General features: G+C 72.6%; 17 protein-coding genes and 1 tRNA gene. 7 read left to right on the top strand and 11 right to left on the bottom strand.

The features are described 5' to 3' along the window. Positions 1-132: 132 nt before the first annotated feature. The 3 genes from ACGF07_RS12470 to ACGF07_RS12460 form a co-directional block, all read right to left on the bottom strand. A complete protein-coding gene (locus tag ACGF07_RS12470) occupies positions 133-735 on the bottom strand; it encodes a hypothetical protein (protein WP_350741842.1) in 603 nt (200 codons plus the stop codon). 176 nt (positions 736-911) lie between these two features. Continuing rightward, positions 912-1,721: an enoyl-CoA hydratase/isomerase family protein gene (locus ACGF07_RS12465; protein WP_392897721.1), complete on the bottom strand. Its 810-nt coding sequence runs from the start codon at positions 1,719-1,721 to the stop codon at positions 912-914. A 35-nt stretch (positions 1,722-1,756) separates the two neighbouring features. Continuing rightward, positions 1,757-2,446, bottom strand: a complete 690-nt coding sequence (locus ACGF07_RS12460) for a TetR/AcrR family transcriptional regulator (protein WP_392897718.1) — start codon at positions 2,444-2,446, stop codon at positions 1,757-1,759. 247 nt (positions 2,447-2,693) lie between these two features. Between ACGF07_RS12460 and ACGF07_RS12455 the strand changes: the two genes are divergently transcribed. After that, complete coding sequence (locus tag ACGF07_RS12455) at positions 2,694-4,157, top strand: MFS transporter (RefSeq protein WP_392897715.1); 1,464 nt, start codon at positions 2,694-2,696, stop codon at positions 4,155-4,157. A 204-nt stretch (positions 4,158-4,361) separates the two neighbouring features. Here ACGF07_RS12455 and ACGF07_RS12450 read toward each other — a convergent pair whose 3' ends face one another. Continuing rightward, positions 4,362-4,913: a GNAT family N-acetyltransferase gene (locus ACGF07_RS12450; protein WP_392897713.1), complete on the bottom strand. Its 552-nt coding sequence runs from the start codon at positions 4,911-4,913 to the stop codon at positions 4,362-4,364. 76 nt (positions 4,914-4,989) lie between these two features. Between ACGF07_RS12450 and ACGF07_RS12445 the strand changes: the two genes are divergently transcribed. Beyond that, on the top strand, positions 4,990-5,598 hold the full coding sequence (locus ACGF07_RS12445; RefSeq protein ID WP_392897710.1) for a TetR/AcrR family transcriptional regulator: 609 nt from the start codon (positions 4,990-4,992) through the stop codon (positions 5,596-5,598). 192 nt (positions 5,599-5,790) lie between these two features. Here the strand turns inward: ACGF07_RS12445 and ACGF07_RS12440 are convergent. Continuing rightward, a tRNA-Arg gene (locus ACGF07_RS12440) sits at positions 5,791-5,866 on the bottom strand. Positions 5,867-6,500: 634 nt separating this feature from the next. Here ACGF07_RS12440 and ACGF07_RS12435 point away from each other — a divergent pair. From ACGF07_RS12435 to ACGF07_RS12415, 5 genes are all read left to right on the top strand, one after another. Further along, entirely contained in the window at positions 6,501-7,094 is a 594-nt protein-coding gene (locus tag ACGF07_RS12435; RefSeq protein ID WP_392897707.1) for a single-stranded DNA-binding protein, read from the top strand. Positions 7,095-7,448: 354 nt separating this feature from the next. Further along, positions 7,449-8,885 carry a Cys-Gln thioester bond-forming surface protein gene (locus tag ACGF07_RS12430; RefSeq protein ID WP_350741830.1) on the top strand — a complete coding sequence of 479 codons (1,437 nt, stop codon included), beginning with the start codon at positions 7,449-7,451 and terminating at the stop codon, positions 8,883-8,885. Positions 8,886-9,182: 297 nt separating this feature from the next. Continuing rightward, positions 9,183-10,847: an energy-dependent translational throttle protein EttA gene (gene ettA, locus ACGF07_RS12425; protein WP_392897704.1), complete on the top strand. Its 1,665-nt coding sequence runs from the start codon at positions 9,183-9,185 to the stop codon at positions 10,845-10,847. A gap of 109 nt (positions 10,848-10,956) precedes the next feature. Further along, positions 10,957-11,400 carry a thioesterase family protein gene (locus ACGF07_RS12420; protein ID WP_350741826.1) on the top strand — a complete coding sequence of 148 codons (444 nt, stop codon included), beginning with the start codon at positions 10,957-10,959 and terminating at the stop codon, positions 11,398-11,400. A 172-nt stretch (positions 11,401-11,572) separates the two neighbouring features. Next, positions 11,573-12,283 (top strand): hypothetical protein, encoded by a 711-nt coding sequence (locus ACGF07_RS12415; RefSeq protein ID WP_392897701.1) that lies wholly within the window; start codon positions 11,573-11,575, stop codon positions 12,281-12,283. A gap of 57 nt (positions 12,284-12,340) precedes the next feature. Here the strand turns inward: ACGF07_RS12415 and ACGF07_RS12410 are convergent, their stop codons facing one another. From ACGF07_RS12410 to ACGF07_RS12385, 6 genes are all read right to left on the bottom strand, one after another. Beyond that, positions 12,341-12,745: a globin gene (locus tag ACGF07_RS12410; RefSeq protein WP_350741822.1), complete on the bottom strand. Its 405-nt coding sequence runs from the start codon at positions 12,743-12,745 to the stop codon at positions 12,341-12,343. A gap of 135 nt (positions 12,746-12,880) precedes the next feature. Then, a complete protein-coding gene (locus tag ACGF07_RS12405; RefSeq protein ID WP_350741820.1) occupies positions 12,881-14,026 on the bottom strand; it encodes an ABC transporter permease in 1,146 nt (381 codons plus the stop codon). Beyond that, on the bottom strand, positions 14,023-14,940 hold the full coding sequence (locus ACGF07_RS12400) for an ABC transporter ATP-binding protein (RefSeq protein ID WP_392897698.1): 918 nt from the start codon (positions 14,938-14,940) through the stop codon (positions 14,023-14,025). The genes ACGF07_RS12405 and ACGF07_RS12400 overlap by 4 nt, the downstream gene beginning before the upstream one ends. Before the next feature lie 157 nt (positions 14,941-15,097). Further along, positions 15,098-16,318: an FHA domain-containing protein gene (locus ACGF07_RS12395; protein ID WP_392897695.1), complete on the bottom strand. Its 1,221-nt coding sequence runs from the start codon at positions 16,316-16,318 to the stop codon at positions 15,098-15,100. Between the two features lie 76 nt (positions 16,319-16,394). Then, positions 16,395-17,750 carry a VWA domain-containing protein gene (locus tag ACGF07_RS12390; RefSeq protein ID WP_392897692.1) on the bottom strand — a complete coding sequence of 452 codons (1,356 nt, stop codon included), beginning with the start codon at positions 17,748-17,750 and terminating at the stop codon, positions 16,395-16,397. Between the two features lie 95 nt (positions 17,751-17,845). Next, entirely contained in the window at positions 17,846-19,240 is a 1,395-nt protein-coding gene (locus tag ACGF07_RS12385) for a PP2C family protein-serine/threonine phosphatase (protein WP_392897689.1), read from the bottom strand. Position 19,241 lies beyond the last annotated feature (1 nt).

Here is a 19,241-nt window from a genome sequence, read left to right as displayed (position 1 = left end):
GGCTGCGCCGGCGGTGCCCCGCCCGGTCGGCTACCGGGCTGCGCCGGCGGTGCCCCGCCCGGTCGGCTACCGGGCTGCGCCGGTGCCCCGCCCGAGCGGTTACCGGGCTGCGCCGGTGCCCCGCCCGAGCGGTTACCGGGCCAGCCAGAAGGTGAGCCCGGCGGTGACCGCGCCCACCACCGCGCCGACGACCGTCTGCGCGGTGGTGTGGTCCCGCAGGACCACCCGGGACCAGCCGATCACCGCGACCAGCGGGTAGAGCAGCAGCCACAGCGGGCCGAGCGCGATGCCGAGGCAGACCACCGCGCCGGAGGCCACGGCGGTGTGCACGGAGACCTTCCACCAGACGGTGATCACCAGGATCGGGACCAGCGAGGCGAACATCGCCGCCACCATGGCGGTCAGGTCGGCGGGGGCGTCCAGGCCGATCATCACCGCGAAGCTGGTCAGCACCGAGCCCATGATGAACGGGATGACTGTCAGCCGGCGCCGGCGGTGTCCGACGTGGCGGTCCTCCAGGGTGCCCTTGCGGATGCCGCGCTGGATGAACAGGGTGGGGATGACGGCCGCGAACAGCGCCGCGAAGGCACCCCAGCCGAGACCGGTCAGGCCGTAGCGCAGGCCGCCGATCAGCAGGCAGACCACGATGATCACGTTCTTCGGCTCGACGCCGTCGGTGACCCGCCGGGCCCAGGTCGTCCGGCTGGCGGGGGCGGTCGTGGCCTCGGCGGTCATCGGGGTGGGTGCTCCGGTGCGGAAGGGGGCGGCGGTCGGCGGCTCGGCGTCGGTCGGATGATCGTACGCGAGTCGCCGGTGCCACCGCCCGGCCGGCTCGACGGGGGCCGACAGCGCGGTCGGGGCGGCGGCGGGACGGGGTCCGGTAACGCAGCGGGGCCAGCAGCGGGGCGGCGTCAGAAGCGGGGCGGGCGGCCCTCCAGGAAGGCGGCCAGGCCCTCGTGCACGTCCGAGGCCTCCCGGGAGCGCCGCTCCCACGGCTCCAGAGCCTCGGCCGCCAGCTCCGGCGGGACGGCGAGCGCGGCCTTGACCGCGCCGATGGTCTGGGTCGAGCGGGTGGTCAGCAGCCGGGCGAACTCCAGGGCGGCGGCGTCCAGTTCGGAGACCGGCAGGACCTTCTCCGCGAGGCCGAGCGGCAGTGCGTCCCGGCCGGACACCAACTCGCCGGAGAACAGCAGGTACTTGGCCCGGGCAGGGCCGACCAGCCGGGCCAGCCGCACCGCCGGCACCGCCGGGTAGACCACGCCGAGCTTGGCCGGGGTGATCCCCAACCGGGCGTTCTCGGCGACGAAGCGCAGGTCGCAGGCGACGGCCAGCTGGCAGCCGCCCCCCACACAGGCGCCGTGCACCACCGCGATCGTCGGGTGGGGGAAGGCCGCGAGCGCCTCCTCGGCGGCCACGTTGATCGCGTGGTAGGCGTCCGCGCGCCGGGGATCGGCGTAGACCTCGGCCAGTTCGGTGATGTCCGCGCCGGCGCTGAAGGTGTTCCCGGCGCCGGTCAGCAGCAGGGCGCGCACGCCCTCCTGCTCGGCGATCCGCGCCAGGGCCTCGGGCAGTGCCCGCCAGATGGCCAGGGTCACCGCGTTGCGACGGTGCGGGCGCGCGATCTCCAGCACCGCGACACCGTCCTCGCCGACGTAGGCGTTCAGGCCGTCGGTCTGGGCGGGCAGGGTGGAGCGGTCCCGTGTGAGCAGTGGCTGGTCCATGCGCACCTCCGGTCGGTCGTGGTGCGCCCACTCTCTCAGGCGGGGCGGGTGCAGTAGTCGCCGAGGCCCTGTTCGACCAGGGCGAAGGCACGGCGGGCCCTGTCGAGCGCGGCGGGCAGGGCGTCGGCGGCGCTTTCGCCGGCCAGCATCCGCTCGTGGTTGCCGCCGATCAGGGTGAGTCGGACGGCCAGCAGTTGGGCGGCAGCGACCCGGGCGGTCAGCTCGTCGTGGGCCGGGTCCTGGGTGAGAAGTTCGGCGGCGAGCAGGGACTGGGCGCGCTGGTCGAAGGCGGCGCCGGCCCGCATCGCGAGCGCGGGGGTCGCGTGGATCAGCCTGATCACGTCCAGCACCACCTGGTCGTCGTTCAGGCCGGTGGCCGGATCGTGCCTCGCCAGCGCGGCGAGGAAGTGCTCGCGCAGCGCCGCGACCGCCGAGGCGCCCGGGGCGCGGTCGCGCACCACCCGCACCGGCTCGTCGAGGTGCTGCTCCATCGGGCCCATGACCAGGTCTTCCTTGGTGGGGAAGTAATTGAAGACGGTCATCTTGGACACCTCGGCCGCGGCCGCGATCTCGGCCACCGACACCTGGTCGAAGCCGCGTTCGGCGAACAGCCCGATGGCCGTGCGGAAGATCCGGAGGCCGGTCTGGATCTTCTTGCGCTCGCGCAGCGGAAGCGCGCCGAGGTCGCGGTGGGGGCCGAGGTCCAGGCCGGAGTGGATCGCCATGGGCCGACTGTACCAGGGACAAACCTTGACCGAGATGAAGCATGTGCTCGGCAGAAAGATTGGTAGGGATGAAGAATTGACCCGGTCCAAGATTGCTGCCATGGTGGTGGCGAGCCCGCCGGAGCCCGCCGGTCCGGGCCGAACTCCACCGAATCGGGGGGACTCACCGATGGCATCCGCCGCTCCGCGCGCATCAAGTCCCGGCCTCGGCGCCGGTCCGACGAAGGACGCTCGACGCCGGCTGGGCATGCTGCTCTGCCTGGTCACGATCGTGCTGGCCGTGCTCGACTCGAACATCGTCTCGGCGGCCACGGTGCCGATCGTCCGGGACCTCGACCCGGTTCACGGCGTCGACCGACTCCCCTGGCTGGTCAGCGCGTTCGCCCTGGCCGCCACCGCGCTGCTCCCGCTCTACGGCAAGCTCTGCGACGTCCATGGGGCCAAGCGGGTGCTGCTGGGCGCGCTCGGCACCTTCCTGCTCGGCTCGGCGCTGTGCGGGGCGGCGCAGTCGATGGGCGAGCTGATCGCCTTCCGGGCCGTCCAGGGCGTCGGCGGCGGCGGGCTGATGAGCGTCACCATGGTGGTCATGGCCCACCTCCAGAAGCCGGAGGAACGAGGCAGCGGCAGGGGCGGTGCCATGGGCGGCATCGTCGCGGGCCTCGGCATGGCCGTCGGACCACTGGTCGGGGCGCTGTTCACCGACCACCTCGGCTGGCGCTGGATCTTCTACGTCAACCTGCCGCTCGGCCTGCTCGTGGTGGTCGGCGTCGCCCTGGTGATCGAGCTGCCGCGGACCGTCCGCCGACGCGGCCTGGACTTCCTGGGCGCCGCGCTGGCCGCCGCCTTCGCCACCGGGCTCCTGCTGGTCACCGAGTGGGGCGGCAAGGACTACGCTTGGACCTCCCCGCAGATCACCGGCCTGGCCGCCGCCACCCTGGCCGCGCTCGGCCTGTTCCTGTGGCGCCAGGCCACCGCCGCCGAACCGGTGCTGCCGCTGTCGCTGTTCCGGATCCCGGTCGTGCGGATCGGTTTCGCCGTCCAGGGTCTGGTCGGAATGGGGATGACCGGCTCGATCGTGTACGTGATGATCTACCTGCAGATCGCCCGGGGGATCGCCCCGACCACGGCCAGCCTGTACCTGATGCCGATGGCGGCAGGGATGACCGGAATCGGCCTGCTGGTCACCCGACTGCTCGCCCGCGGCCACGCGCCGCGGACCTTCCTGGCGGCCGGCGCCGTCTGCGGGACGCTGGCCCTGGCGCTGCTCGGGTTCAGCGGGCCGGACACCCCGCTGTGGGCGGTGGGCGCCGAACTCGCCCTGCTGGGCGCCGGTTTCGGCCAGATGATCGGGCAGCTGGTCACGCTGGTGCAGGACACAGCTCCGCACCACCAGCTCGGCGTGGCGACCACCGGCATCCGGTTCTTCCAGACCCTCGGCGGAGCGCTGGGCGCGGCGCTCTTCGGCACGGTGCTGGCCCGGGTCTTCGAGGACGGCGAGCCCGGACGATCGCTCGGCGCGGTGCGGATGCTGACCGGTGCCGCCCGGGAGCACGCGGTGCGCAGCTTCACCGACGCGGTGGACGTGGTCTTCCTGTCGGCGGGCGGGGTGATGGCGCTGGTGCTGCTGCTGGCGCTGCGGCTCCGGTCGGCGGAAGCCGCGGGGGCTGCGGGGCCTGCGGAAACGGCCGGGAAGCCGGTGCTGGCGGCCTGAGTGGGGCCGGGCTGGGAGCCGGGGCCGGGTGGACGACGGGGGTGTCCACCCGGCCCCGCTTCTCGCGTCGTCGCGTTGTCGCGTTCGCGCCTTTCGCGTTGCCCTTTGCGTTCGCCCTTCTCGCGTTCGCGCTTCCCGCGTTCCCGGGTCCGGACGCGCGGTGCGCTCCGGGCAACGGCCGACCGCGCGGGGTCCGGTTCCGCATCAGGCCTTCGTGGCGGCCCACTCCGGGGCCAGGATCGCCCAGATCTCCTTGTCGTGGCGGACCCCGTTGTGCAGGTACCACTCGCGCAGTACGCCGTCCCGCCGCATGCCGAGGCGCTCGGCCACCGCCCGGCTGCGGGTGTTGGCGGCCGAGCACCACCACTCCGCGCGGTGCAGGCCGCGGGTGACGAAGGCGTAGTCGAGCAGTTGCCGCACGGCGGCGCTGATCAGCCCGCCGCCCTCGCCGGCCGGCTCGGTCCAGGCGCCGATCTCGCAGTTGCCGGTCTTGACGCTGAAGTTCACGAACATCACCCCGCCGACCAGCGTGCCGTCCCGCCAGATGCCGTAGATCCGGCGCTCGTCGACCGCCTGGCCGTCGGCGTAGCGCTGGAGGGTGGCGCGGGCCGAGTCCAGGTCGGTGGAGAAGGTGGCCCACGGGATCCACGGGTCGGTGTGGCTCCGGGCGCGGTCGATGTGGGCCAGGAACTCGGGGGCCTGCCACGGCTCCAGCGGGCGCAGTTCGGCGTTCTCGGTGAGCGGTACGGAAAACACGGGCGGCCTTTCACGGGTGGGGTGCGGGCGGTCGGCAGTCATTCATAACAAACGTTTGGTATGTAGGATAGCCGCCATGACGCCAGCCCGTGGAGACCATGACGCCCGCCGCTCGGAAGTCTCCGAGGGGGTGTGGCGGGTGCTCTCCAGCAAGGGCTTCGAGGGGTTGACGCTGCGCGCGGTGGCGGCTGAACTGGGCGCTTCCACCGGGCTGTTGACGCACTACTTCCCGAACAAGCGGGCGCTGCTGAGCCATGCGCTGGAGGAGCTCGACCGCCGCTCGGCGGCCCGGCCGCGGCGCACCGCTCCCGTCGACGGGACTCCTCCGCCGGTCGGACTGGCCCGGCTGCGGGCCGCACTGCTCGACGTGCTCCCGCTGGACGAGGGGGCCGTGGCGGGCAACCGGATCTGGGTCGGCTCGTGGGACGTCGCCCTGGCGGACCCGGAGCTGGCGGCCGCGCACGCGGGCCGGTACGCCCGCTCGCGGGTGGCGCTCACGGCGATCGTGGCGGACGCCCAGCGGCTCGGTGAGCTCCCGGCCGGGGCGGACCCCGCCGGGATCGCGGCGGGGGCGCAGGCCTTCGTGCTGGGGCTGGTGGTGCAGGCGCTGTTCGCCCCGGAGGAGTTCCCGGCGGAGCGGCAGATCGCCCTGCTCGACGCCTATCTGGCGGGATTGGCGGACTGAACCGGGGAGGCCGGCGGCCGGTTTCCCCGGTCGGTTTTCCGGGGCGGTGGGGATTCGCCCGGAATTCCGGTGTTCTCGTCGCGGGTTCGGCACGGATCGTCACGGGCCGTGTGCGCGGAGTCGTTATCACTGCGAGGTCCGGAGTGACCACGGTGAGTATCCGGTGGCGCGACAGCCTGCGGAAATTGCAGGTGGCGCCCCCAGCAGGATTCGAACCTGCGACCTACCGCTTAGAAGGCGGGTGCTCTATCCGCTGAGCTATGGGGGCGGGACGGACGGCGCCCGGGGTGGGCGTGACCGCGGCCGGGATCGGGCGGCGAGCGCCGGGGCGCACGCTGTCCGACCGGTACCAGAGGGTGGGGGTGGGGGTTGGTGGGCCCTCGCCCTGTCGGGGACAGGATAAGGGTGTCCAGTTCCTCGGCCGGCTGTGACGACACCGTCGTTGGTGTGTCGGTTCGGTGGAGCGGTCCGATAATCGCAGGTAAAGGCCGTGAGTGCAGCGGTATGCGACTGTTCCGTGCCGGACGTTGTGCAGTCGTTACGGGGCTGGCTCCCCACCCGTTATGGATTCGACACGGAGAATGTCCCGCCGCGGGTGCGGGTGGGGGGCCGTATTCGGCTTGCTCCGGTCGGATGACGTGCACGGACGGCGGCCGACCCGCGTTCCGCCGTCCGCCGGAGGGGGCGGCGATCTGGGGGTTTGTTGTCATGGACTCGAAGAGATGGCCGGCCGAGAGCTGCGGGAAGGCCGAAATTCACCCCTGCGGGTGACGGCGGCATTCTCTTGTGCCGAGTTATCCACAGGATTTCGAAGTCGGTGGCCCTGGATTTCCTTCCGGATGCACTCTCAACTCGCACCGCTCGATTCCGTACGGTGCATCGGCGAGAGCGGAGAGTGTGCTGTGAACGAGACTCATGTGACGGTGCTCGGCAATGTGGCGACGGAGGTGAGCTACGGGGAAACCGCCAACGGGGTGCCGATGGCGAACTTCGGGCTCGGCTGCACGGAGCGGCGCTACGACCGCGAGCGGGCGTGCTGGGTGGACGGCGAGACGCAGTGGCTGAGGGTGACGGCCTGGCGGGCGCTGGCGGTGAACCTGATCGGCTCCGTGGCCAAGGGGGACCCGGTGCTGGTGACGGGTCGGCTGCGGGTGCGCGAGTGGACGGACGGCGAGGTGAAGCGGAGTCGGGCCGAGATCGACGCCCGGTCGGTCGGGCACGATCTCACCCGCGGTACCTCGGCCTTTCGTCGAGCCTCCGGGGTTCGCGGGCAGCCGCCCGGCGGTCCGGGGCCCGGCGCGGCGGAGGCGGCGCGGGCGGCGGACGCGCCGGTGCCGGGGTGGATCGTCAGCGCGCTGGAGGCGCGCAGGGCCTCGGCGGTGCCGGCGGACCCGCGGTCAGCTGAGGCGCCGTCGGGTGTGCCGTCGGTGACGGAGGAGGGGGGTGACGTGTCCGAGAGGGAGAGGACCGGTGAAGTCCGGGCGGCGCCGCACTGACCGGTCGGTGACCTTCTCTGTCGACAAATACGTTGATCGAGAAGCCGATTGTCCCGACGTCGCAATCCACTCCGGATAACGGAAAGTGGCGGATGGATTCTGGCAGATCGTCAGCTTGTGTGGAACCTGAGAGGGTTGATAACGATCCAGATACGGAATCGTCCTGATTTCGCATGGAGGTTTCGGGGCCCCTGGGGCTCAATAGGATTCGTCTGGTTCACACCCGCAGCGGCCCCACACCGGCGGCACGCGCGGGCACGGCAAGTCGCGGGCTGCCCACTCGGCGTGGCCTGCTCGGAGGGATCCCAGATGTTCCAGAGGCAGGGGCGGAGTCTGTCCCGTATAACCACTGTCATGCTCACGACCAGCGTTGCGCTGGGCGGAGGCCTCTTCGCAGCCGGTGCGGCCGCGGCGGCCGACACCCCGGCATCGGGCGTGACCGCCGTGGTCCAGAACACCATGCTCGGCGAGAAGATCGACGTCCAGGGCAAGGGCACCGTCGAGGGCGGTCTCTTCACCCTGAAGACGGCCGCGGGCGAGAAGCTCCAGACCTACTGCATCGACTTCGACAACCCGGTCTACTTGGACAGCAACGCCAAGTACCACGAGTCGGACTGGGCGTCGAGCTCCCTCAACAGCAACGCCAACGCCCCCAAGATCCGCTGGATCCTGGAGAACTCGTACCCGCAGGCGAACCTGAAGTCCCTGGCCGCGGCCATCCACGTCGACAGCCTGAGCGACGAGGACGCCGCCGCCGGGACCCAAGCCGCGATCTGGAAGTTCTCGGACAACAAGAACGCCGTCCCGCAGCACGACAACGCCAAGAAGCTGCGCGACTACCTGGTCAGCGACGTCAACAAGGGCGTCGCGGCCGAGCCCAAGCCCTCGCTGACGCTGGCCCCGGACTCCGTGTCCGGCAAGTCCGGCAGCAAGCTCGGCCCGTTCACGCTGAACTCCAGCGCCAACGAGGTCAAGCTGACCGTCTCCGGTGACGCCGCCGACAAGGCCAAGCTGGTGGACAAGGACGGCAAGCCGGTCAACGGCACCCTGGCCGGTCCGATCGCCAAGGACACCCAGCTGTTCCTGGACGTTCCGGCCGGGACCCCGGACGGCAAGGCCGCCGTCAACGCCAGCGCCGACGCCAACGTGCTCAGCGGCCGGGTGTTCATGAGCGACGTGGACAACCGGGGCCGTCACAGCCAGACCATGATCCTGGCCGGCTCCACCAAGGTCAGCGTCGCGGCCGCGGCCAACGCCACCTGGAAGCAGGGCAAGGGCGCGATCATCGACTCCTCCGCCAAGGTCGAGTGCGCCAACAACGGCGTGCGCGTCTCCGTGACCAACAGCGGTGACGAGGCCGGCGCCGTCACGGTCGGCTCCCAGCAGCTGACCGTCCAGCCGGGCAAGACCGAGAGCGTGCTCGTCAAGGTCGCCGAGAAGACCGAGTACGCCATCACCGTGGCCGGTCCGAACGGCTACTCCAAGAAGTTCACGGGCGTCCTCGACTGCAAGACCGGTGTGACCCCGACCGGCGCCCCGACCACCCCGGGCGCGACCGGCACGCCGACCGCCGCCCCGTCGGGCACCCCCTCGGGCACCCCTAGCACCGGCGCCGGCCAGCCGGCCCCGGCGACCACCAGCGCCGCCCCGGGCACCGGTGGCCTGGCCCAGACCGGTGCCAGTGACTCGACCCCGATCATCGCCGCCGTCGCCGGTGGCCTGGTCGTGGCCGGTGGCGCCGCCGTCTTCGTCCTGCGCCGTCGCGGCCGCCACGGTCGCACCACCGCCTGAAAGGCCTGACCGGCCCCAACGGCCCGACCGGCCTCAACGGCCACAACGGCCCGACCGGCCACAAGGGCCCGACCGGCCACAACGGCCCAAATGGCCCGAACGGGCCGGGGGAGTCCACTCCCTGAGGTCCTGAGCAGCGGAACCGGCCCGGTTCCCCGCAGTCGATGCGGGGGCCGGGCCTTCGCGTTCGTCCACCCCGGAGGGAGCCGCCCCGGGCGGTTCGGGGGTTCCGGTCGGGTGCGGCACAATGGAAGGCTGCAAGCCGAATTACTCCCGACGACGCCGGAGCGATCTCACGTGGCGGAATACATCTACACGATGCGCAAGGTGCGCAAGGCTCACGGAGACAAGGTCATCCTTGACGACGTGACGCTCAGCTTCCTCCCGGGAGCGAAGATCGGCGTCGTGGGCCCCAACGGCGCCGGTAAGTCGACCGTGCTGAAGATGATGGCCGGCCTGGAGCAGCCCTCCAACGGCGACGCCTTCCTCTCGCCCGGCTTCACCGTCGGCATGCTCCTCCAGGAGCCGCCGCTCGACGACTCCAAGACGGTCCTGGAGAACGTCGAGGACGGCGTCAAGGAGATCAAGGGGAAGCTCGACCGCTTCAACGAGATCGCCGAGCTGATGGCGACCGACTACTCGGACGCGCTGCTCGAGGAGATGGGCAAGCTCCAGGAGGAGCTGGACCACGCCGAGGCCTGGGACCTGGACGCCCAGCTGGAGCAGGCCATGGACGCCCTGGGCTGCCCGCCCGGTGACTGGCCGGTCACCAAGCTCTCCGGTGGTGAGAAGCGCCGCGTCGCGCTCTGCAAGCTGCTGCTCGAGGCCCCCGACCTGCTGCTGCTCGACGAGCCCACCAACCACCTGGACGCCGAGTCGGTGAACTGGCTGGAGCAGCACCTGGAGAAGTACAAGGGCACCGTCGTGGCCGTCACCCACGACCGGTACTTCCTCGACAACGTCGCCGAGTGGATCCTGGAGCTCGACCGCGGCCGCGCCTACCCGTACGAGGGCAACTACTCCACCTACCTGGAGACCAAGCAGTCGCGCCTCAAGGTCGAGGGCCAGAAGGACGCCAAGCGCGCCAAGCGCCTCAAGGAAGAGCTGGAGTGGGTCCGCTCCAACGCCAAGGGCCGCCAGGCGAAGTCCAAGGCCCGTCTGGCCCGCTACGAGGAGATGGCGGCCGAGGCCGACAAGATGCGGAAGCTGGACTTCGAGGAGATCCAGATCCCGCCGGGCCCGCGCCTGGGCAACGTCGTCATCGAGGTGCAGAACCTCAACAAGGCCTTCGGCGAGAAGGTCCTGATCGACGACCTGAGCTTCACGCTGCCGCGCAACGGCATCGTGGGCATCATCGGCCCGAACGGCGCCGGCAAGACCACCCTGTTCAAGATGCTCCAGGACCTGGAGACCCCGGACAGCGGCACGGTCAAGGTCGGCGAGACCGTCAAGATCAGCTACGTCGACCAGACCCGCTCCAACATCGACCCGAAGAAGACCCTCTGGGAGGTCGTCTCCGACGGTCTGGACTGGATCAACGTCGGCCAGGTGGAGATGCCGTCCCGCGCCTACGTGTCGGCCTTCGGCTTCAAGGGCCCGGACCAGCAGAAGCCGGCCGGCGTGCTCTCCGGTGGTGAGCGCAACCGCCTGAACCTGGCGCTCACCCTCAAGCAGGGCGGCAACCTGCTGCTCCTCGACGAGCCCACCAACGACCTGGACGTGGAGACCCTCTCCTCGCTGGAGAACGCCCTGCTGGAGTTCCCCGGCTGCGCCGTGGTCATCTCCCACGACCGCTGGTTCCTGGACCGAGTGGCCACCCACATCCTCGCCTACGAGGGCGACAGCAAGTGGTTCTGGTTCGAGGGCAACTTCGAGTCGTACGAGAAGAACAAGATCGAGCGGCTGGGCGCCGACGCGGCCCGTCCGCACCGGGCCACGTACAAGAAGCTGACCCGAGGCTGACATCCGACTGTCACGACGGCCCGGCAGACTGCCCTCCGGGGCGGCCTGCCGGGCCGCGGCCCGTCGCCGGTCCGTGACGACGGGCCACCGGACACCGAGGAGAACACCCGTGGCTCGCCACATCTACGCCTGCCCGCTGCGCTGGTCCGACATGGACGCCTTCGGGCACGTCAACAACGTGGTCTTCCTGCGCTACCTGGAGGAGGCCCGGATCGACTTCATGTTCACCCAGGCCGCCGAGGCCGGCGCCGGGGAGTTCGCGGGCGGCTCGGTGGTGGCCCGCCACGAGATCGACTACAAGCGCCCGCTGGTGCACCGGCCCGAGCCGGTCATCGTCGAGACGCGGGTGACGCACATCGGCAGCGCCTCGCTGACGGTCTCCTACGACATCAAGGACGTCCACGAGGACGGCAGCGAGACGGTGTACGTCCGCGCCTCCACCGTGGTCGTCCCCTACGACCTGGCGGAGGGCCGGCCGCGCCGGATCTCGCCGGTCGAGCGGGAGTTCCTCTCCCGTTTCATGGACGAGGCCCCGGCCGTCGCGGCAGTCTGAAAGTCCGGACCGCCGCGACCGGACGCCCGCCGCGACCGGACGCCTGCGCCGACCGGGCCCCGGCCCAGGCCCGCGCCGACCGGCCCCGGGCCGACCGGACACCTGCCCCGACCGGACCCTTCGACCGGACCGCACGATGATCGAACCCCACGACGATTCGAGCTGAGCCACGTTGACCGTCACCGCCCGCCTCGCCCTGACCGACACCGGTGAGGCTGCCGACCTCTCCGCCTTCCTGCTGCGCCTGCTGCGCTTCGACAAGGCGGCGGCCGTGCGGCTGCGGGCCGTGGCGCCCGGCGGGGACGGTGGGGACGCCGGGGACGACGGCGTGCTGGCGGTCTTCGGACGGTTGCCGCTGGGCGGCTCGGGCGCGTTGGCGATCCGCACCGCCCGGCTGAGCGGCCCGGGGGATCCGGTCGACCTGACGGTCTCGGCCGGGCAACTGCTGGAGGGCGTGGACGCGGAGGCGGGTGCGGTGGCGCTGCCCGCGCCGGTGACCGGCCCGGCCTGGGCCGGGTTGCTGCCGCCGCGGGCCGGCTGGCGGCCGGTCGGCGCCCCGCCGGTGGCCGAGGTGTACCCCGAACTGATGGCGGGGGTGCGGGAGTTCCGCGAGCGCAGCGAGGCCGTTCCGGCCCACCACCGCACCCGTGACGTGCTGGACCGGCTGGCAGACGAGATCTGGTCGCGCCCGGTCGCCGCGCTGCCCGAGTTGCCGCTGCGCGCGGTGCACGCCGCGTACGTGATCGGCTTCCTGAAGCCCGGCGCCCCGCTGACGGTGCACCGGGCGGGTGGTTGGCTGCGGTTGAGCGCCCCGGCGGGTTCGGTGGTGGTGCGGACCGCGGCCGCGCCGGGCGCGGGGCTGGGGCTCAGCCCGGTCCGGTGATCGCGCCGTCGGGCCCGACGGGTGCGGCGGGCGCGGCGCGCCGGAGCGTGCAGCGGTTCAGCCCGGGGTGTTGATCATCGAGGCGGCGGCGTACGTCAGGTAGTCGAGCAGTTGCCGCTCGTGCTCGGCGGGCAGTTCCAGGCTGTGCACGGCGGCCCGCATGTGCGTCAGCCAGGCGTCGTGCGCCGCCTTGTCGACCTTGAACGGCGCGTGCCGCATCCGCAGCCGCGGGTGGCCGCGGTGGTCGCTGTAGGTGCGCGGGCCGCCCCAGTACTGCATCAGGAACAGCGCCATCCGCTCCTCGGCCGGCCCGAGGTCCTCCTCGGGGTACATCGGCCGCAGCAACGGGTCCTCGGCGATGCCCTCGTAGAAGCGCCGGGCCAGACGCCGGAAGGTCGGCTCGCCGCCGACCTGGTCGAAGAAGGTCTCCTCGCTGAACGTGCCTCGCCGGATCTCTGTCACCCGACCATGGTCGCAGACGCCGACGGGGCCGTACACCGGGACCATCGGCGTACGACCCCGTCGGGCCGCGCGGGCCGCGGGGAGGCGGCGGAGTGGGGCGGAGCGGTCAGCGCGGGCCGCTCACGCCCGCCGCACTCAGGCGTCCTCCCACTTGAACAGCCTCCAGGCGACACCGGTCAGCACGGCCGCGAAGAGCAGCAGGCCGCCCATGGTGGGCAGGGCGTCCATGACGCCGCCGCCGCGGGTGAGCACCGACTGCGCGGTGTCGACCAGGTAGTGCAGCGGCATGACCTTGGAGACGGTCTGGAGCCAGCCCGGAGCGCCGTCCATCGGGAAGAACGAGCCGGACAGGAAGGACATCGGCAGCACGATGACCTGCGAGATGCCGTTGGCCGCCTCCTCCGTCTTGGCGACGGAGCCGGCCAGCAGGCCGATCGACATGAAGGCGAGCGTCGCACAGGCCACCAGCGGCAGAACCAGCCACCAGTCGCCGGTGAGCTTGAGCCCGAAGAAGCTCGTGGCGACGACCAGGAAGACGGCGGTCTGGAGGAAGGCGGTCAGCAGCGAGACCAGGATGCGGGAGCTGACGACCGTGCCGGCGCTGATCGGGGCCAGCCGCAGCCGGCGCAGCACCTTGGACTTGCGCCAGTTGACCAGGGTCAGCGCGGCACCGAAGACGGCGCCGGTGGCGACGGCCCAGCCGAGCAGGCCGGGGGTGAGGAACTGGATCGGCTTGAGCGCCTTGTCCTCGACCTGCTGGGCGTCCACGACGTAGGCCGGCGGCTGGTGGGTGGCCCGCTGGTTGGCCTCCTGGACCACCGAGTTGATGATGCCCTGGAGCGCGCCGGCCCGGACCTGGTCGGCGGCGGTGTAGCGCAGCTCGACCTTGCCGTCCGGGCCCTGCTTGATCAGCGCGTCGAAGTCGCCCTTGCGGACCTTCTCCAGCGTGGCGGCCTCGTCGTCGGTCCTGGTGATCGTGAGGACCTTGTCCAGCCCGGCCCGTTCGTCGCCCTGGATGGAGTCGAACAGCGCCACCGCGCCGACCTGGGCGACCTTGGCGTGCGGGGTGCTGGAGCCTTTGGTCACGCTGCCGAAGAAGACCAGGAAGACCAGCGGGAAGAGCAGGATGAAGAACGTCGCGGTGCGGTCGCGCTTCATGCCGAGGAGCATGGCGCGGGACAGGCTCCAGAAGGCGCTGACCCGCTCCGGCCCGCCGTCGGGGCCGGCCGGGCCGCCGCGCCGGACGGGGGCCGTCGGCTCGGTGGAGGTGGGGGCGGTCATGCGCGGAACTCCCGTCCGGTCAGCTGGAGGAAGACGTCCTCCAGGGTGGCGCCGCGCACCTCGAGGCCGCGCAGCGCGTTCTGCTCGGCCAGCACGCTGAGCACCGGGGCCGGGAGCCGGGTCGAGACGGAGAGCGAGACGGTGTCGTCCTCCAGGGCGGCGATCTCGGCGCCGGCCGCGGCCAGCAATTCGCGGGCCCGCTCGACCGGCAGCTGGCCGGAGGCCACGCTGATCCGGACGGTGTCGTCGATCTCGCGGATCAGCGCCGCCGGGGCGCCGGTGTGCAGGATCCGGCCGTGGTCCATGATCGAGACCCGGTCGCAGAGCACCTCGGCCTCGTCCAGGTAGTGGGTGGTCAGGACGACGGTGCGGCCCTCGCGGTTGATGTCCCGCAGGAGGTCCCAGAGGTTGCGGCGGGCCTGCGGGTCGAGGCCGGTGGTGGGCTCGTCCAGGAAGACGAGCTCCGGGTCGTGCGCCAGGGCGCAGGCGATCGACAGGCGCTGGGCCTGGCCGCCGGACATCTGGTCGGTCAGCGTCTCGGACTTGTCGGCGAGGCCGACCCGCTCCAGCATCGCATCGGCCCGCTTGGGGCCGACCCCGTAGAACGACGCGAAGGTGCGGATGGTCTCCCGGGCCGTCAGTTTCCGGAAGAAGGCGGACGCCTGGAACTGCACGCCGATGCGCGGCAGCAGTTTCGGATTCCGCGGCCAGGGAGCCATCCCCAGCAGTTGGACCCGGCCCTCGTCGGGTTCGCGGACCCCTTCCAGGATCTCCATGGTGGTGGTCTTCCCGGCGCCGTTGGGGCCCAGGATCCCGTAGAACTCGCCGGCCTCGACGGTGAGGGACACCCCGTCGACGGCCTGCACATCCCCGTACCGCTGACGGATGCCGTCAGCGGATATAGCTGCAGTCATGTGCCCTGAGAATAGGGGTTTCGACGCGTCCTGTGCACACCCGGGACGTGAATTTGCGGATTTCCTGAGGTAGCCGCGGAAATGGGCCGGGCCGGGCGAAATCTCGAATTCCGCCCGGCCCGGCCGCAGTTGCGGCTGACGTGCGCTCAACTGCGCTTCAGGCGCGGTGCACGGTGATCGTCGTCCAGGCGCCGATGTGGATCCGGTCGCCGTCGTTCAGCGGTACCGCGGTGTGCGGGGCGATCGGCTCGCCGCCGCCGTTCACGGTGGTGCCGTTGGTGGAGTCCTGGTCCACCAGGACCCAGCTGCCGTCCGCCTGTTCGGCGAGCAGCGCGTGCTGGTGCGAGGCGCCCGGGTCCTCCGGCGGCACCGACAGGTCGATCTCCGGGACGGTGCCCCGGTGCTGGCTGCGCCGGCCGATCCGCAGCTGGCCGCGGCCGGTCAGCGGGATGCGGCGCTCGGGGCAGTACGGCGGGAAGAACAGGCCCGCCGCCTCCGGGCCGCTGCGGGCCATCATCTCGGTGAAGTAGTCGCGGTCCGCCGAGACGACCGCGATCCAGTTGGCCCGGACCGGCTCCTCCGCGACGGGCTCCGGCTCGGGCTGCTGCACCGGCGGGGCGAGGTGGAAGGAGGTGCCGAAGTCGCCGCCGCGGTTGTTCGGGCCCGGTCCGGCGGGCCGGGCGTACACCGGTCCGGAGTCCTCGCGGGCCGGGGCCTCGGGGAAGGCGCTCTCCGCCGCGGACCCCTCCGGCCCGTCGGAGGGCAGGGCGGGCGGGTAGCCGTAGGTGTGCGGGTACTCCGGCTGCGGGGCGTTCCCGGGCTGCTGCGGCTGGGACTGCGGCTGCGGGGCGGCCGGGGCATGCGGCGGCTGGGCGGTGCCGCCGTAGGCCGCAGGGATGTTCAGCGGCGGCGGCTGGGCCGGGCCGGGCGAGGGCACGCCGGCGGCCGGGGCCTGCCGGCGCGAGGGGGTGGACAGCTCGTAGTCGTAACCGCACTCCTCGCAGAACCGTCCGGTCTGCGGGCTGCGGCAGATCGGGCAGACGGTCAGGCCCTCGGTGAGGCCCTGCTGCCCCGGCGGCGGGTAGGCCCCCGGCGGCGGGTAGGCCCCGGGCGGGGGCGGCGGGACGGCTCCCGGCGGCGCGGGCGGCGCGCCGAAGGAGGCACCGCCGGGCGGGGGCGGCGGAGGCGGCGGAGCGCCGAAGGAGGCACCGCCGTGCTGCGGGTGCCCGGCGGGTGCACCGGGCGCGGGGTCGGCGCCGGGCGCACCCGGGTAGCCCCCGTGGGCTCCGGGCTGCGGGGCCGGCGGAGTCATCGGGAAGCCGCAGAAGTCGCACCAGTCCTCGGCCTGCGACTCGTGGCCCCTCGGGCAGATCGGCATCAGGTCCCCCTCGTTCCGGGCCGGCTTGCTGGCGCGGCGTCGCGCCGGGCGGCCGGCCCGATCACGTCTTCAGCGGTCACTTCTTCACACGTACCGTCTTGGTCGACCGGGTCTCAAGGGTCATCGAGTCGGCCTCGCTCACGTTCTTACGGAACCGAACCGTACCCTCCTTCGGGTCGACCACGTCCACCACCTTCTGCAGCAGCTTGTAGGTGCCCTCGTTCCCGGTCGCGTGCGCGATCCGGACGGCGGCGCCGAGCTTGGCGGTGGCGGTGTCGACGTCCCCCGCGCGGTGGGCCTCCAGGCCCTCCTGGATGGAGGAGGCGAGCTCGGCCTGCCCGGTGTAGTGGGCGACCTGCGGGCTGATCCGGGTCGAGGAGGCCAGGTCGTCGGTCCAGACCGCCTTGACCAGACCCTGGGACAGCACCTCCGGGGTGCCGCCGCCGACCTGCGGGGGCAGCACCAGGCTGACCCGGGCGGCGAGCATCTCGTTGCCGACCCCGGCCGCCGGGACCTCCACGCAGACGTGGTAGTCGCGGCTCTCGTCACCCCACGACCCGGTCGGGTAGTCGCCGGCCCGGGGGCCGGCCTCGGAGCGGCGGCCGGTCAGGTCCTCGACCGAGGGGGCGACCTGCTTGACGAACTTCACGGTGGCGTTGGCCGGGGTCCAGATCCGCAGCGCGACGTCGGCGACCTGCTTGCCCATCGCGCCGGCCATCATCGAGCGGAAGTCCTCGGCCAGCCCGGAGGGTTCGGCGACGATGTCGACGGTGCCGAGCAGCGCCGAGGAGATCGTGCGCAGCTCGTCGATCCGCCAGTCGGTGCCGACGCCCCGGCAGTCGGCGGTGAAGTGGCCGGTGACCCGTTCGATGTTGCGGGCCAGGTCCTCGGCGGACTCGTGCTCGTTGTTGCCGTCGGTGAGCAGGACGGCGTGCCGGATGGCGATGTCGCGGCGGGTGAGGAAGAGCTGGTCGGCCTTGGCCAGCCAGGTGCCCATCGCGGTGCCGCCGGCCGCGGTGAGGCGGCGCAGCGCCTGCTTGGCCTGGTCGCGGGTGCTCGGCGAGGCGGTGGCCAGGGTGCCGTCGCCGGGGTAGATGTCGCGGGCCTCGTGGGTGCCGGCCACCACGGCGAAGGCGGTGCCGTCGCGCAGGGCGTCGACGGCGGCGGCGGTGGCCTCCCGGGCGCCGTTGATCTTGGTCTTGGGGTAGTCCATCGAACCCGAGCAGTCGACCAGGATCACCACGGCCGCGGTGGCGTCGGCGCCGCGGCCGGCCGCGTCGGCGAGGCCGAGCGGGCGGCCGCCGGAGGTGCCGCCGCCGGTGGCGGTGACGGTGACGATGGCGTTGACCTCGCGGGCACCGTCGGCCAGGTACTCGTTCTGGAAGATCTCGACGTCGAACCTGGGCAGGTTCGGTTTGGCCAGTGTTGCCATGGGGCGGTCGGCTCCCGTCGGTGAGGGGTGGATGCGAGCGGGTCGGTGGGGCGGTCCGGCGGCCGGGGGTCGGCGGACCGCTCACGGACGGCCGGTCAGGCCGTCGGCGGGTGCGGGGGCTGCGGCGGGACGGGCGGGGCTGCCGGAGGTGCCGGGGGCGCCGGAGGCACGACCGGGGGCGCCGTCGCCGGTGCGACGGGTGCGGGCGGCGCGGCCGGCGCGGGCGGGGTGGCAGGCGCAGGGACAGGGGTCGGGGGCAGCGGGGCGGCCGGGGAGCCGATCACCGGGAGGTCCGGCAGCGTCGGCTCGTGGTCCTCGTCGTTCTCCTGGCTCCGGTGGCTCTCCTGGCCCCCGGCCGCCGCGGCTGCCCGGGAGGCGGCCGGCGTGATCACGGGGAGGTCCAGCGCGGTGGGCGTCTCCTCGAACTCCTCCACCGGAACGGCGGGCGGGTCGATCGGCAGCACCGCGACGGTGATGTTGTCGTGCCCGCCGGCCGCGACCGCGAACTTCACCAGGGTCTGTGCCGCCGCGAGCGGTTCGGTACGGGCGTCCGGACGGACGTAGTACGCCAGGTCGGTGGCCGCCTCGGCGTAGTTCCACAGGCCGTCGGTGCAGATCAGCAGCACCCCGGGGACGTGCGGGGTGAAGTCGAGGGTGTGCGGCACGACCTCCTCGGCGTCGGCGCCGAGCCAGCCGGTGATCGCGTGGGCGCGCGGGTCGGCGTAGGCCTCGGCCTCCGCCATCAGCCCGGCCTCGACCATCCGGGCCGCCCAGGAGTCGTCCTGGGTGAGCCGGAAGGGCTCGGCGGCGGCGCGGTCGTCCGGGATCCAGTAGGCCCGGGTGTCGCCGACCCAGCCGATGGTGACCCGGCCGCCGGCCGCGATGGCGCTGACGTAGGTGCAGGCGGGTGCGTTGAGGTCGGGCCGGGCCGGGCCGGCACCGTCGGCGGCGAGGGCGGCGACGGCCTTGGCGGCGTCGGCGATCGCGGCGCGCATCGCCTCGTTCGGGTCCCGGCCGGCCTCCAGGGAGGTGAGCAGGGACTCCGAGGCGGCGTCGACGGCCGTCTCGGAGGCCTCGTCGGGGCGGTCGGAGGAGGAGACGCCGTCGCACACCACGGCGACCACGACCGGCTCGCCGCCGGGCAGGGAGGTGGCGGCGACGGTGAAGCAGTCCTCGTTGCGGTGGTGGCGCACGCCGCGGTCGCTGACGCCGGCGACGCCCGCGAGGGCCTTCTCCATGTGGTCGCGCGGCCGCGGCTGGGCGCTGCCGCAGCCCTCGCAGTAGCCGTCCGCGCCGACCTGTGCCTGGCCGCAGGTCGCGCAGACCGGCCCGCGCTGCGGCGGGACGGCCTCACCGTGGGCGGCGGCCCAGGTGGCGGGCATCGCGCCCGGGGCCGCCCGGCCGTCCCGGCCGACCCCGCAGCGCCCGCAGTAGGCGTCCTCCGGGTCCATCGGCTCGGTACAGCTCGGGCATTCGGTCTGCTGCGGCATC

Source organism: Kitasatospora sp. NPDC048194 (assembly GCF_043202455.1).
GTDB lineage: Bacteria > Actinomycetota > Actinomycetes > Streptomycetales > Streptomycetaceae > Kitasatospora.
Note: the sequence above shows the minus strand (reverse complement) of the source record. Positions and strands in the feature narration are given on the sequence as shown.